Annotated in this window: 11 protein-coding genes and 2 pseudogenes; 7 read left to right on the top strand and 6 right to left on the bottom strand. The window is 63.9% G+C overall.

The genetic code is table 11. The features are described 5' to 3' along the window. Nucleotides 1-16: 16 nt before the first annotated feature. Genes NKI46_RS11615 through NKI46_RS11605 form a run of 3 tightly spaced genes read right to left on the bottom strand, consistent with a single transcriptional unit; the run spans nt 17 to nt 3,846 of the window. Nucleotides 17-1,660 (bottom strand): ABC transporter substrate-binding protein, encoded by a 1,644-nt coding sequence (locus tag NKI46_RS11615; protein WP_023738076.1) that lies wholly within the window; start codon nt 1,658-1,660, stop codon nt 17-19. Nucleotides 1,661-1,695: 35 nt separating this feature from the next. Then, entirely contained in the window at nt 1,696-2,472 is a 777-nt protein-coding gene (locus NKI46_RS11610) for a DUF427 domain-containing protein (protein ID WP_352746290.1), read from the bottom strand. Between the two features lie 15 nt (nt 2,473-2,487). Continuing rightward, nucleotides 2,488-3,846 carry an LLM class flavin-dependent oxidoreductase gene (locus tag NKI46_RS11605; RefSeq protein ID WP_023668832.1) on the bottom strand — a complete coding sequence of 453 codons (1,359 nt, stop codon included), beginning with the start codon at nt 3,844-3,846 and terminating at the stop codon, nt 2,488-2,490. A 191-nt stretch (nt 3,847-4,037) separates the two neighbouring features. Here NKI46_RS11605 and NKI46_RS11600 point away from each other — a divergent pair, with 191 nt between their 5' ends. Further along, entirely contained in the window at nt 4,038-5,840 is a 1,803-nt protein-coding gene (locus NKI46_RS11600; protein ID WP_023745189.1) for a dipeptide ABC transporter ATP-binding protein, read from the top strand. A gap of 81 nt (nt 5,841-5,921) precedes the next feature. Here NKI46_RS11600 and NKI46_RS11595 read toward each other — a convergent pair. Next, a pseudogene (locus tag NKI46_RS11595) lies at nt 5,922-6,101 on the bottom strand (ATP-binding cassette domain-containing protein); the annotation flags it as partial. A gap of 139 nt (nt 6,102-6,240) precedes the next feature. Between NKI46_RS11595 and NKI46_RS11590 the strand changes: the two are divergent. The 6 genes and pseudogenes from NKI46_RS11590 to NKI46_RS11565 all read left to right on the top strand — a co-directional run bounded on the left by NKI46_RS11590 (nt 6,241) and on the right by NKI46_RS11565 (nt 10,922). Next, nucleotides 6,241-7,116 (top strand): ROK family protein, encoded by an 876-nt coding sequence (locus tag NKI46_RS11590; protein WP_352746286.1) that lies wholly within the window; start codon nt 6,241-6,243, stop codon nt 7,114-7,116. Between the two features lie 374 nt (nt 7,117-7,490). Next, nucleotides 7,491-8,570 carry a Gfo/Idh/MocA family protein gene (locus tag NKI46_RS11585; protein ID WP_023694226.1) on the top strand — a complete coding sequence of 360 codons (1,080 nt, stop codon included), beginning with the start codon at nt 7,491-7,493 and terminating at the stop codon, nt 8,568-8,570. Then, the gene (locus NKI46_RS11580; protein ID WP_023694227.1) at nt 8,570-9,406 is read left to right on the top strand and encodes a sugar phosphate isomerase/epimerase family protein; all 837 of its coding nucleotides are present in this window, start codon (nt 8,570-8,572) and stop codon (nt 9,404-9,406) included. The genes NKI46_RS11585 and NKI46_RS11580 overlap by 1 nt, the downstream gene beginning before the upstream one ends. Then, on the top strand, nt 9,403-10,206 hold the full coding sequence (locus tag NKI46_RS11575) for an alpha/beta fold hydrolase (protein WP_023694228.1): 804 nt from the start codon (nt 9,403-9,405) through the stop codon (nt 10,204-10,206). Before NKI46_RS11580 ends, NKI46_RS11575 begins: the two co-directional genes overlap by 4 nt. A gap of 150 nt (nt 10,207-10,356) precedes the next feature. After that, nucleotides 10,357-10,416, top strand: a pseudogene (locus NKI46_RS11570) (hypothetical protein); the annotation flags it as partial. 71 nt (nt 10,417-10,487) lie between these two features. Next, nucleotides 10,488-10,922 (top strand): ROK family protein, encoded by a 435-nt coding sequence (locus NKI46_RS11565; protein WP_280799750.1) that lies wholly within the window; start codon nt 10,488-10,490, stop codon nt 10,920-10,922. Between the two features lie 26 nt (nt 10,923-10,948). Here NKI46_RS11565 and NKI46_RS11560 read toward each other — a convergent pair whose 3' ends face one another. Together NKI46_RS11560 and NKI46_RS11555 are read right to left on the bottom strand one after the other, a co-directional pair. Further along, nucleotides 10,949-11,947 carry an ABC transporter ATP-binding protein gene (locus NKI46_RS11560; RefSeq protein ID WP_023831220.1) on the bottom strand — a complete coding sequence of 333 codons (999 nt, stop codon included), beginning with the start codon at nt 11,945-11,947 and terminating at the stop codon, nt 10,949-10,951. Nucleotides 11,948-11,977: 30 nt separating this feature from the next. Then, complete coding sequence (locus tag NKI46_RS11555) at nt 11,978-13,039, bottom strand: Gfo/Idh/MocA family protein (RefSeq protein ID WP_023732573.1); 1,062 nt, start codon at nt 13,037-13,039, stop codon at nt 11,978-11,980. Nucleotides 13,040-13,184 lie beyond the last annotated feature (145 nt).

Genomic DNA, 13,184 nt, shown 5'->3' with positions numbered 1-13,184 from the left:
GCTGGACGTCTCGCAATCATGCCTGGGCGAACGTCACGCGGTCGAGCAGCAGATGCGAGATCGCCGTGAAGCGGACGCCCTCGACCTTCGACGAGACGATGCGGCTGTATTGCGAGAAGTAGCTGATGATCAGCGGCGTCTCGTCCAGCAGCAAGGTCTGGATCTTGCCCGCGGCAAGGCGTTGCGCCTGAAGGTCGCGGGCCTTGCCGTATTCGAGCAGCAGCCCGTCATAGGCCGGGTTGTTGAAATGCGCGGCGTTCCAGGCGCCCGAACTCTTCAGCGTCGCGTTGAGGAAGATGTCGGGCGTGCCGCGATGTCCGAAATCGGTGATGCCGAGATTGGAATCGAGCCATGGCGACGAGCCGAACTTCGCCGAGCCATAATAGGCGTCCTGCGGCAGCACGTTGAGCTTGATGTCGATGCCGGCCTTCTTGGCGAAGTTCTGGATCAGCACCGCATAATCGGGAATGTCATAGGCGCGTTCGGTGGTCAGCGTCACCGGGAAGCCGTTCGGCACGCCGGCCTCGCCAAGCAGGCGCTTGGCCTCGGCGATGTCCTGCTTGCGCTGCGGCACCGACGGATCGGCCGAGGGGAAGATCGGCGCGAACGGGGTGTCGTTGCCGACGATGGCGCGGCCCTTGAGCAAGCCCTTGACCACCGCCTCGCGGTCGATGGTGAGCGCCAAGGCGCGGCGGATGCGCTTGTCGGTGAACGGCGCCTGGTCGGTCCGCAGATGCACCTCGTCATGCGAACTTGCCTGCACGCTGAGCAGCTTGAAGTTGGGATTGCCCTCGATCGCCAGTTCGAGCCGGGTCGTGCTCGGGATGACGTCGAGCTGGCCGGCCTGCAGCGCCAGCACCTGCGCCTGCTCGTCGTCGAAGAACTTGATCTCGACGCGGTCGGGCAGCGCCTTGTCGCCCCAATAGTCTGGGTTGCGCACGAAGCTGGCGCCCTGCTTGGGGCGGAAGGATTCGAGCTTGAACGGGCCGGTGCCGTTGAAATTCTTCTCGAAATCGCCGGCATAGTCGGCCGGCAGGATGACGGCATTGTAGACGTCGGACGAGACATAGAAGGGGAAGTTGCTGTTGGGCCCGTCGAGATCAAAGGCGACTGTCTGGTCGTCGACGACCTTGGCGCCGCCCTTGGACAGGATGCCCTTATAGGCAGACAAAGCGGACGAACCGCTGGCCGGATCGACCAGCCGCTCGAAGCTCGCCACCACATCCTTGGCGGTGACGGTGCGGCCGTCGTGGAATTTCACGCCCGGCCGCAATTTGAAGGTCCAGCGGCTGGCGGTCTCGTCGGCCTCCCACGACAGAGCGAGCTTGGGCTGCAGACCGTCCTTGGGATCGTCGAGGATGAGATATTCGCCGACCTGGCTGATGACGCCGATGCTGGCCGGATCGGTGATGGAGACGGGATCGATCGCCTTGGTCGGCTGTCCGAGCCCAACGCGGACCGTGCCGCCGGCGCCGGCAGCGCGCGCAGTGCCGAAACCAGCAAGTCCCTGCGAGGCGGCAAAGCCGGTGAGGCCGATCAAGGCTGCGTATTTCAGCAGATCGCGGCGCTTGAGGAAGCCGGCCTGGTGCTCATCGACGGCGACGTTCCAGATGTCGCCGGACAGATTGCGAAGCGTATCGATGTCGTTGCGTTTGGTCATTTTGAAACCCCTGTCTGAAATGACTGTTGAATGGCTTAAGCGACTGGTTCGCCGTCGAGATGGATGCGGTCGACGGCTTGCGGGTAAAAGGCGATGAGGCCCCTGATCTTGGGCATTTCGGCAATGGGATCGCGGTAGCTCCAGGCGACATCGGGGCTTACCGAGCCGTCGGCGCGCCGGCCCGACCAGTAGGAGGCGATGCCCTTGTAGGGACAGCGCGTCGTGCTGTCCGAAGCGGTCAGCCGGTCGAGCCTGACATCGTCCGGGTGCAGGTAGAAACGCGTCGGTAGATGCGTTTCGAACAGCAGCACCGGGCGATGGCTGTCGGCGATCAGTTCGCCGTCGAACCAGATTTGGACGTGACTTGAACTCTGCAGCACATCGATGCGTGCGTATGGATCGCGGGCGTGGACGAAGACCTCTTCTTCCTCCTCGAACCATTGGTCGACCGCCTTCCAGGTGAAGGCGATACGCCCGGCCAGCGGCGACAGATTTTCATCCGGCGGCGCGACAAGCGACCAGGCCGCGTTGGGCGAAGCTTTTTCTCCCGTCTCCAGGTTCCAATAGGTGGTTTCGCCACCGACGGGATGGCGCTGGCTATGCTCGGACGGCTTTAAGAGCGAGCGGTCCACCGAGGAGGCCGGGAAGAAATAGATCGGCAGAAAATGGTTGGAGCGCAGCACCAGGACGTTGCGGCTGTCGGCGATGGTGCGGCCGGCGAATTTGACCCGAATGCGCTTGGGGCTGTGCAGAACATTGATGAGCTGCGGAGCCGTGGCTTCGCGGGGCTGAAGTTTTGGCGCTGCGGTCATATCAGTTGCCCCAAGTCAGGATACGGCGCGCACATTGTCGCGCTGTTCGGCGAAGCGGTTGGCCGGCCGAGCCAGGCCGAAACGATCACGCAGCGTCCCCGGCGCATATTCGGTGGGGAATACGCCGCGGCGCTGCAGTTCCGGCACGACCTGCTCGGCAAAATTCACCCAATCCTCCGGGAGCAGCGGGAACATCAGGTTGAAGCCGTCGGCGGCACCTGCCTCGAACCAGTCCTGCAGCTGATCGGCGATCTGGTTCGGTGTGCCGACGACGGTCGGCACCGAACCGCTGTTGGCGAGCTTGCGAGCGATCTCGCGCAGAGTGAGGTTCTGCTTCGACCATTCCTTGACGCGATTGAGCGAGGTGCGGCCGCCATTGAAGGTGCTCTCGTCCGGCAGCGGCGGCAGCGGGCCGTCCGGCGGATATACGGAGAGATCGACGCCGCTCCAGCTCGAGAGAAGGTCGATGCCGACCCGATCGGGAAGCAAGCTCTGCAGATACTCCTGCCGCTCGCGTCCCTCCGCTTCGGAAGCTGCGACGATCGGCAGGATGCCCGGCAGGATCTTGAAGCTCTCGGGCTTGCGGCCGTAACGGGCGAGGCGCTCGTTGATGTCCTGCCTATATTTGATGCCGTCTTCCTTGGTGCTGTAGATGGCAAAGTGCGCATCGGCATGCGCGGTAGCGAAATTCTTGCCGTCTTCGGACGAGCCGGCCTGGACGATCAGCGGATGGCCCTGCGGCGGGCGCGAGACATTGAGCGGTCCGCGCACCTTGAAGTGCGGGCCCTTGTGGTTGATCGCATGGACCTTGTCGGGATCGGCGAAATAGCCCGATGCCTTGTCGATAAGCAGGGCTTCGTCTTCCCAGCTGTCCCACAGTGCCTTGACGATATCGAGGAATTCGGTGGCGCGCTCATAGCGAAAGGCGTGCTCGATATTGCCGTCGCGGCCGAAATTGCGGGCCTCCTCGTCCATGGCCGACGTCACCACATTCCAAGACGCCCTGCCCTTGCTGATATGGTCGAGCGAGGCAAACATGCGGGCGACATTGTAGGGCTCGCTGTAGGAGCTCGAGGCGGTGGTGATGAGGCCGATATGCCTGGTCACGCCGGCAAGCGCCGACAACAGCGTCAGCGGTTCCAGGCGGGCATTGGCGTAATGGGCTACGCCGCTCTGTACGGAATCCCAGATCGCAACATGGTCGGCGACGAAGATCGTATCGATCCTGGCGCGCTCGGCAGACTGGACGAGATCGCGGTAGAAGTCGAAGTCGAGCACTTCGCGGCCGGGCGCGCGCGGATGGCGCCATGACATGCGATGATCGCCCTGCGGGTTGAAGAAAAACGCGCTGAGGATCATGTGGTCGCGTGCCATGTCGGCCTCCTTGCAGAACTGCTCCAAGGGACCGTCGCGACGCCTCGACCGGCTGCGACAATCTCTCCTGAGCGATGAAAGGTAGATTGCGCTCCAGCTTAATTCGAGTAATTTTATAGAGATTGTGCGGCGCGAAAGCGGAAGCGATTGCCCTCGAAGACCGCGCCGAAAGAAAGTGGTTTCAGCAAGACATGTCGTCATCGGTTCTGAACGTCGAGCAGCTCACCGTCGCCTATGATGGACGCCGGGGATCGCATCCGGCCGTCAACGGCGTGTCGCTCGCCATCGGCGAAGGCGAAGCGCTCGGCCTTGTCGGCGAGTCCGGATCGGGCAAGAGCTCGGTGGCTCTCGCTATTCTGCGCTATCTGCCGCGCAACGCCCGGATCGCCGCGTCGGCGCTCGAATTCCAGGGTCGCGAGATCCGCAGTCTCTCCGGCGAGCAGCTTCGCCGGCTAAGGGGCGATCGCATCGCGGCTGTCTACCAGCATCCAGGTGCGGCACTCAATCCGGCCATGACGATCGGCCGGCAGATCACCGAAACGATCATGCGGCATCGCCAGGTTCGGCAGGACGAAGCACGCACCCGCGCCGCCGAACTGCTGAGCCGTGTCAGGGTGAGCAATCCGGAACGGGTGCTCGATCTCTATCCGCACGAATTGTCGGGCGGCATGCAGCAGCGCGCCAACATCGCGATTGCCATTGCGCTCGACCCGTCGCTGCTGGTGCTGGACGAGCCGACGACGGCGCTTGACGCCAGCGTCCAGTCCGAGATCGTCGCCATCCTGCAGGACTTGCGCCGCGATCACAAAACCAGCGTTCTGCTGATCAGCCATGACATCAACATGGTCCGCCGGGCCTGCGATCGGGTGGCCGTGATGCAGTCGGGGACGGTGGTCGAAAGCGGCATCGCCAACGATGTCTTCGAGAACCCTGTTCACGCCTACACCAAGGCGCTGATCGCCTCGATCCCGGCGCTCAACTTCACCAAGCGCGACGGCAGGCTGGCCGAGATGCACACAACCAGCCCGTCGAAGCCTGTCCGCAGCGATCAACCGGAAGCCGCACGTCCGATCGCCGTCGCCTGCAAAGGCATCAGCCACGCCTTCGGCTCCCAGGCCGTCCTGCACGATATCGACCTGGAGATAGCCCAGGGCGAGACGTTCGGGCTGATCGGCGAATCCGGCTCCGGCAAGTCGACATTGGCAAGGATCGTGACTGGCCTCCAGACGCCGGACGCTGGGTCGGTCGAGCTGTTCGGCAGCACTGTCGCGCCGCGCGTCGAGAAAAGAAGCCTGAGCGAACGGCGCGACGTGCAGATGGTGTTCCAGTCACCCGACCGCACGCTCAATCCGCGCCAGCGGATCGGCAGGATCCTCGGCCGTCCGCTGCGGCGGCTCGCCGGCTTTGGCCGCAGCGAGGTGAAGCAGCGTGTCGGCGATCTCCTGGCCTCGGTTCGTCTTGCCGCTACGACCGTCGACCAGAAGCCGAGATCGCTGTCTGGTGGCCAGCGCCAACGGGCGGCGATTGCGCGCGCCTTTGCCGGCGTGCCGAAGCTCGTGGTGTTGGACGAGCCGACCTCTGCGCTCGACGTTTCGGTGCAGGCGACCGTGCTCAATTTGCTCAACGACCTGCAGCGCGACAAGGACACCACCTATCTGTTCATCAGCCACGACCTAAGGGTGGTGCGCTATATGGCCGACAGGATCGGCGTGCTCTATCGCGGCCGGCTCGTCGAGACGGGGTCATCCGAGCAGATTTTCCGTGGCCCCAACCACCCCTACACGAAGCTGCTTCTGGCCGCCTCCTCGGATGAGACGGCGCCGAGGGCTCCGGCTCAGCTCCACGTCGCGGCACACGATGCCGAAACCTCCGGATGCTCCTTTGCCGCCCGCTGTCCTGTCGCGCTGCCCGATTGCCGAAAGGCGCAACCACCCGTCAGGCAGGCCGGCGACGGTCATCTGATCGCCTGCTGGAGGGACACAGGCAGTCTCTGATTGCGAAGCGGGCCGGCCCAACTGCAAGCCTGCCTTCGAAGAGATGTCCCCCGGCCGATGCGCCGGAGGACAGGCTTGGGAGGCGCCGGACGTCGGCTGGAAATTTCCGGCGATGGTTTTGACCAGCGTCGATTTGCCGGCACCATTGTCGCCCATCAGGCCGAGAACCTCGCCCTCATTGATGTCGAGCGACACATTGTCCAGCGCGCGGACGGCACCGAAATCCTTCACGATATGTTCGAGACGCGCTAGAACCGGCACGCATCCTCCCATGCCAATTTGTAAGTTTCTGATACAAATCCTCGTTTGAAACTTGGGTCAAAGGGCTTGGGGATGCTGAATATCTTGTTGCAATGCACCCAACCTTGGGTCTTTCAAACCGCCTAGAAATTCTATTAGTATGCAAATCAAACAAATTGTGGAGAACGACGTGCTGGTGTCGACCGATCTTCGGCCGAACGAAACGAGGGCACTTGCGGCGCTGTTTCGTGCCGGCGCGTTGAGCCGAGCGGCGCTCGCACGCGATCTCGGCCTGACCCGGTCGACCACCGGCGCCCTGGTGCTGGGGCTGACCGAAGCCGGTCTGGCGCGCGAGCGGTCGGATGGAACGGATGACGAGCAGGATAGCGAGGGTCGGGTCGGCCGTCCCGGTATCCTGGTCGAGATCGAAGGCAATGGCGGCTTCTTCCTTGGCGCTTATATCGGCGTCAACTGGATCGCAGTCGTGACTGTCGACCTTGCCGGCGCGCGGCGTGCGAGCGCCTCTAGGGCATTTGCCGGCCCCGGTAGCACGCCCGAAGCCGCGGTCGACATCATCAAGGAGCTCGTTGCCGAGATCCGGTCGCAATTGCCTGAAGGCACGCGCCCCTACGGGCTCAATGTCGCCGTGCCCGGCTTCCCCGCAGCTGATGGCGTCTCATACCATGCCACCATCCTTGGCTGGCACGTGGTCAATCTAGCGGAGCTTTTGGGCAATGCCTTTGGCGACGATTTTCCGATCCTCTTGGAAAACGATGCCAATGCCGTCGCGGTGGCCGAGACATACCGGCCGCAGCCGGGAAAGGACGATGAGGATGCCCTGGTCATCCTGATCGAGAACGGCGTCGGCGGCGGCATCATCAATGCCGGCAGGCTGCATCGCGGCCGACTCGGCGGCGCCGGCGAAATCGGTCATCTGCGCATGGCGACGAAGGTTTTGTCTTCGACGCGAAGCGCCCGGGGCGGCTGGAATCCTATGTCGGCAAAGATGCGTTGCTGGCTCGCTATTTGCACATAAGCGGACTTCGCGCCGGCGTGGATGAGTTTGTCGCGGCGCTTGCCGGCGGCGATCCGGCAGCCGTCGCCACCGCGCGCGACTGGGCGCTCTGGTTCGGCCGCGGCCTGGCGACGCTCACCTGCACCTTGCAGCCGGAGCGCATATCCTCTCGGGCTCGGTCAATGCCGTCTATCCTTTCGTCGCTGAGCAGGTCGAGGCTTTCCTGTCGGACTTCCTCGCCGAAGGCTATCCCGTTCCCCGGATCGAACTGGCGCGCGTCCGCGCCGACGGTCCGGCATTGGGCGCTGCCTGCCTGCTGCATCAGGCAGCTTTGTCGGGCGATCCGCAATTTCAACTTCGCGGCCTCGCCGCGCGCTAATCAGGAGAAAGATTCCATGCCTCGCAAAGATGAAAAGCGGCTGCGTGTCGGCGTGCTCGGCTGCGGTCCGATTGCGCAGGCGGCGCATTTCGAATCCTGCACCAAGGCGCGCAATGCCGATCTCTATGCCATCTGCGATGTCGCCGACGATCTGCGCGACAGGATGGCGGCGACCTACGCGCCCGAAAAATCCTATGCCGACTATGGCCAGATGCTGGCCGATCCCGACCTCGATGCCGTCATCATCGCGACATCGGACACGTTCCACGTCAAGGCCACGGAACTGGCGCTGGATGCCGGCAAGCACGTGCTGTGCGAGAAGCCGCTGGGCGTTTCGGTCGAGGAAGTCGAAGGCTTGCGGGCGGCGGTCGACAGGAGCGGCAAGGTGCTCCAGGTCGGTCATATGAAGCGCTTCGATCCCGGCATCCAGGCGGCCAAGGCCTTCGTCGACGACGAGATGGGTGAGCGGCTGGCGTTCAAGGGCTGGTATTGCGACAGCACCCATCGCTACCCGATGACCGATGCGGTCCAGCCGCTGATCATCACCAGCACCAAGGCGCGCAAGCCTTCCGTCAATCCCAAGGCGGATCTGCGCCAGTATTACATGCTGGCGCATGGCAGCCACCTCATCGACACGGCGCGCCATCTGCACGGCCCAATCGAGGCGGTCGAGGCCCGGCTCACCGAGCGCTACGGCGCCTATTGCTGGTTCATCACCACCATCTTCGCCGACGGGTCGGTCGGCCATCTCGACCTGACGGTTGCCGTGCGCATGGACTGGCACGAAGGGTTTCAGATCTATGGTCAGAACGGCAGCGTTCTCGCGAAGACCTATAACCCCTGGTACTACAAGAGCAGCGAGGTCGACATTTTCCGCGAGGCCGATGGCAGCTGGCATCGCACGCTTGGCGCAGACGGTCACTTCTATCGCCGCCAGCTCGAAGGCTTTGCCGATGTCGTGCTGAATGGCGCGCCCATGGTTGGCGCCGGCATAGACGACGGCATCGCATCGGTCAGGGGGATGGCGGCCATCGCCCGCTCCGCCGCTGCCGGCGGCCGCGCCGTCCGCCTCGCCGACGTCGACGGGGTCGTGTGATGCAGCTTGGGATCTTCGCCAAGACCTTCACCACCACCGGCGCCTTGCCGGTTCTGCGCGCGGTCGCGGACGCCGGCTACGCGGCGGCGCAGTTCAACCTGGCGTGCCTTGGACTGCCGTCGATGCCGGACAGCATCGAGCCGGATGCGGCCCGATCCGTCGTTGAGGCGAGCCGCCAGACCGGTGTTTCGATTGCAGCAGTGTCTGGAACCTACAACATGATCCATCCCGATCGCAGGGTTCGCGATCAGGGACTCGCCCGGCTCGAGGTACTGGCTGCGTCATGCGCTGACATGGGCACGCGGCTGATTACGCTGTGCACCGGCACCAGGGATGCTGAGGATCAGTGGCGCTGGCATGCCGACAATGCCACTGACGCCGCCTGGAGCGATCTTCGGGTGGAGATGGAAGCCGCGATCGCGATTGCCGAGCGCTTCGACATCGAGCTTGGCATCGAACCGGAACTTGCCAATGTCGTCTCCAGCGCGCGGGCCGCACGCCGCCTGCTCGATGAGGTGAACAGCAAGCGCCTGCGCATTGTGCTCGACCCGGCCAATCTGTTCGAAGTGGCTGACAGCGCGGAGCGTCATCGCCTGATCGACGAGGCCGTCGACCTGCTGGCCGCCGAGATCGGCATGGCCCATGCCAAGGACCGCCATGCCGACGGCAGTTTTGCCGCCGCCGGACAGGGCGTTGTCGACTTCCCGCATTTCATTAGCCGCCTTCAAGCTGCCGGGTTCGACGGCCCCCTGATCACGCACGGCCTGATGGAGGCCGAGGCGCCCGGCGTGGGCGCCTTCCTTCGCTCTGCGCTCGAAGAAAGCGGAAGAGCGTGAAACAGACCTTCAGCCGCGACGGTGCCGACCTTGCTTACCGGGACGTCGGCGCCGGCTTCCCCGTCATCTTTCAGCATGGGCTGGGCGGTGATGAAGCGCAGGTCGCCGACGTGTTTCCCGACCTGCCGCAGACACGGCGGGTGACGCTCGAATGCCGTGGCCAGGGTGGATCCGGCTACGGGCCGGTCGAGCGGCTTTCGATTGCGACTTTTGCTGAAGATGTCGAAGCGCTCGCCGACGATCTCGGCATCGGTCCGGCCGTCGTCGGCGGCATTTCGATGGGTGCGGCGCTGGCGCTGCGCCTGGCAGTGCATAGGCCGGCCCGTGTGCGCGCTTTGGTGCTCGCCCGGCCCGCCTGGGTAGCCCAGGCGGCTCCGGAAAATATGAGGCCCTATGCCGTCGTCGGCGATCTCTTGATGCGGCATTCGCCTGAAGACGCCAGGCGTCTGTTCGATGACAGCGCTGTTGCCGGCGAACTGGCCAGATTGGCGCCGGACAATCTCGGCAGCCTGCAAGGCTTCTTCACTCGCCCGGACCCGGTTCTGTTCGGCAGGCTGCTTTCGGCGATCGCCGGCGATGGTCCCGGCGTGAGCGAGGCGGACATCCGCGCTATCGCGGTGCCGACTCTTGTCATCGGCCATGACCATGACCTCGTCCATCGCCTGGCCGACGCACAGACGCTGGCCGGACTCATTCCGTCGGCCCGGCTTTGCACCATCACAGCCAAATCGCAGGATCGCGCCGCCTACCGGCTGGAATTCCGCGCCTGTCTTTCGGAATTCCTGGAACCGCTCGCATGACGCATCAAACGATGGACGACACGATCGCCGTGGTCGAGATCGGCGGCACGTCGGTCAAGGTTGGCTTTGCCGACCACGGCATCCCGGTGGATTCCCGAGCTGAACGGCATCCGGCTGGGTACGGAACTGGCATCGCGGCTCCGCGTTCCCGTGCGGCTCGAACGCGACGTCGTGCTGCAATTGCTGGGTGAAAGCGTCGCCGGCGCAGTGAAGCGGCAAAAGGAGGTGCTGGCGGTCTATCTCGGCACCGGCATCGGTGCGCCTATCTCGGCAAGGACGGCATTTTCAGGGGTGGCGGCTGGGCGCTCGAGATCGGCCACATGCCGATCTACCGGCCCGACGAAAGCGGTCCGCCAAACCGGGTCGAGACCTATGCCTCAGGGGCAACGCTCGTCGAACTCGCGACAGACTACGATATCCCGGTGGCCGATCTGTTTTCGGCGGCCGGGCAGCCGCCATCGCTGCGCGAATGGCTCGACGAAATCGTCTGGCAGCAGGCGGTGGCCGTCGCAACCGCAGCCGCCCTGTTTTCCCCGCAGACGATCCTGATCGGCGGCGGTATCGTCGACATGAAGTCCTATCCCCGCCAGACGCTCAAGCAGCGCATCGCGGACAGCCTGCCGCATTCGCTTGTTGTAGAGCCTCTGGACATACGCTGGGCGGCCCTGGGCTGGCAGGCGGCGATCCATGGCGCGGTGCTGCTCGGCGCGGTGTGATCGCCGTGATTGCTGTCGGCGAAGGATTACTTGATCGTCTTGCCGTCCGCCCCAAACCGGTATGTCTTACCCGGCTCGGGCGTTGCATACAGCGTCGCACCGGGCTCGGCGTCGTAGACACCGAAAATGCGCACCGTGATCAGCCCGGCCTTTTCGCAGTCGAGATAGAGGTTGGTGTCGGCGCCGAGATGTTCGGCGTGCACTACCGTTCCCTTCCAGGCACCGGACCTTGGATCCACGGTCAGATGCTCCGGCCGCACGCCGATCGTCTTGGCCGTCTCGCCCAATCTGGCGCCGTCGATGAAATTCATCTTCGGCGAGCCGATAAAGCCGGCGACGAACTCGTTTGCCGGCGAATTGTAAAGCTCCATCGGGCCGCCGATCTGCTCGATCTGGCCGGCGTTGAGCACGACGATCTTGTCGGCCAGCGTCATCGCCTCGACCTGATCATGGGTGACGTAGATCATCGTTGCCTTCAGCCGGCGATGCAGCTGCGCGATCTCCAGTCGCGTGTTGACGCGAAGCGCAGCGTCGAGGTTCGAAAGCGGCTCGTCGAAGAGAAACAGTTTCGGCTCACGCACCACGGCGCGGCCGATGGCGACGCGCTGGCGCTGGCCGCCCGACAGTTCCGCCGGCCGCCGCTCGAGATACGGTTCCAGCGACAGCATCGACGAGGCGACGCCGACGCGGCGTTCGATCTCCGGGGCGGGCGTGCCGGCCTGCTTGAGGCCGAGGCCCATATTGTTCTTCACCGTCAGATGCGGGTAGAGCGCGTACGTCTGGAACACCATGGCGATGCCGCGTTTTGCCGGGGGCGTGGCCGAGACATCGGCGCCGTCGATCACCACCCTGCCGGAGGTCGAATCCTCCAGCCCGGCGATGACCCTGAGCAAGGTTGACTTGCCGCAGCCAGATGGGCCGACGAAGACGACGAATTCGCCGTCGGTCACTTCGAGGTTGATGCCTTTCAGCACCTCGACCGGCCCGAAGGCCTTCTTCACATTCTCGATTACCAGCGAGCCCACGGCTTCGTCCTTGTTCTAGAGTTTGCCCTACTAGAGCTTAACTGGGGCGCCGCTGCGCACGCTCTCATCGGCGGCAAGGCAGACGGCGAGCGATTTCACCGCGTCGTCCATGTGGCGGGTCAGGTCGATGTCTTCCCGGATCGCCTTCAGCACGAAGGCCTGTTCGAGGTCGCAGAGATCCTGGTGGCCGGGTTCGCCGTCCATCGACAGCATCTCGTCCGGCCTGGCGAACTTGCCGTCCGCACCCGTCGCAGCGCTGTGCAGGCGGATGGTCGAGGTCTTGGTGTGGGTGTCGATGTCGTCCGACTTCACACCTTCCTTCATGACGATCGACACGCAGCCATTGGGCGACATCACGTCCTTCACGAAGAACGCCGTTTCCGAAATCATCGGTCCCCAGGCAGCTTCGTACCAGCCGACCGAACCGTCATCGAACAGCACCTGCAGATGGCCGTAATTGTACATGGTCGGCGCGATTTCCTCGGTCAGCCGCAGCCCCATGCCGCGCACCTCGACCGGCTTGGCGTCGGTGATCTGCAGCATGACGTCGAGATAGTGCACGCCGCAATCGACGATCGGCGACGTCGTCTGCATCAACTGCTTGTGCGTCTGCCAGGTCGGGCCTGACGATTGCTGGTTGAGGTTCATGCGGAACACGTAAGGGCCACCGAGCTTGCGCGCCTCGGCGATCAGCCGGACCCAGGACGGGTGATGGCGCAGGATATAGCCAATCACCAGCTTTCTGCCATTGGCCTTGGCCGCCGCGACGACGCGCTTGGCGTCCGCCACCGTTGTTGCGAGCGGCTTCTCGACGAAGACGTGGCAGCCGGCCTCGAATGCCTTCACCGCATAGTCGGCATGGCTGTCGGAATAGGTGGCGATGCAGGCGACGTCGGGCTTTTCATCGCGCAATGCATCGTCGAAGGAACGACGGATGTCATAGCCCGACAGCCCGTCCGGTAACGGCACGTCGGAGCGGTTGATCAGGGCCGCGATCTCGAAGCCCGGATTAGTGTGGTAGGCCAGCGCATGGCTACGCCCCATATTACCGAGGCCTGCGACGACGACGCGAAGGGGCGATTTAGAGGTCACCTAACTACTCCAGATGTTCCAGTTGTTCCTTCTGAGAGGGTGTCACCCCACCCGGCGCTTCGCGCCGACCTCCCCATCGAGGGGAGGTAGGACGTTGGCGCGAACACCCTCACTGCCAAAGAAGCTTCTCCGAAAGTCGCCCTTT

It is taken from the genome of Mesorhizobium sp. M0615 (assembly GCF_040320805.1).
Lineage (GTDB): Bacteria > Pseudomonadota > Alphaproteobacteria > Rhizobiales > Rhizobiaceae > Mesorhizobium.
The sequence above is the reverse complement of the archived record's forward strand: the minus strand, read 5'-3'. Positions and strand labels throughout refer to the sequence as shown.